This is a genomic window from Agrobacterium sp. D14, from assembly GCF_001526505.1.
Lineage (GTDB): Bacteria > Pseudomonadota > Alphaproteobacteria > Rhizobiales > Rhizobiaceae > Agrobacterium > Agrobacterium leguminum.
On record NZ_ASXX01000057.1, the window covers coordinates 1 to 993 of the forward strand.

Annotated in this window: 1 protein-coding gene; it reads right to left on the minus strand. The window is 62.7% G+C overall.

Features of this window, described 5'->3' with window-relative positions:
* Window positions 1-29: 29 nt before the first annotated feature.
* Window positions 30-993 (minus strand): IS110 family transposase (locus L901_RS22890; protein WP_210178999.1); only part of this gene is annotated, 964 nt, incomplete at its 5' end.

Genomic DNA, 993 nt, shown 5'->3' on the forward strand with positions numbered 1-993 from the left:
GCAGATGCTCGGGACAAGCAACCGTGGATCTACTGTGCGAATGCCGGGTCTGATCGAGCGATTGCGTTGAGGATTGTGATGAGCTTTCGCACGGTTGCGATGATGGCAAGTTTGAAGGGCTTGCCGCGCATTCTGAGTCGTTGATAGAAGCCGCCAAGAACAGGGTCTCTGACCTTGATGGCGCTGAGTACGGCCATATAGGCGATGTCGCGCAGATGTTTTCTGCCCCCTGCACATCGCCCGTTTCGTTCGGTTGCGCCCGACTGGCGAGCATAAGGCGCCACCCCGACAAGGGCGGCGGCGACTTTTGCAGAGACTTTTCCCAGCTCCGGCATGTCGGCAAGCAACGCCGTTGCCAGGACCGGCCCGACGCCGGTGACCTGGCGAAGGCGGGCATGGCTTTTGCGCAGCCTCGGCGTCTGCGTCAGCACATCGTCGATTGCCGCATCCAATGTGGCAATATCCTGTGCGATGGTCCGCAGACGCTCCTCGATCAGGTCGCGCACCAGCGGTTCGCCGATGGTGTCGAGCTGGCTGACGAGCCCACTCCTTTCGGCCAGCAGGCGCCGGCGGTGGGCGCTGATCGCATGCATCCTGCGGCAAGCCGGATCAGGCGCGTAGGGTGTGAGGTCACGCCGCACCGCCGCCAGATAACGCGCAATCATGGCCGCATCGATGCGGTCGGTCTTGGCCAGCTGGCCGATGGCGCGGGCAAAGCTGCGCACGCGGGCGGGGGCGACGATATAAACCTCAAGGCCGGCGGCATGAAGACCATCGGCCAGCCTACTTTCATAGCCGCCCGAGGCTTCGAGGCCGACGGCGACCGGCCCCAGCTCCCAAAGACGCCGGGCAAGCTGCGTGATCTCGTGCGGTGACGAACCGCAACGAAAGCTTTTACCGGCGGGGTGGATATGGATGTCGAAATACTGCTTGGAAACGTCAATGCCGACGACGGCGATATCGTGTATCATGGCCTTGCTCCCAGGCTTGTGG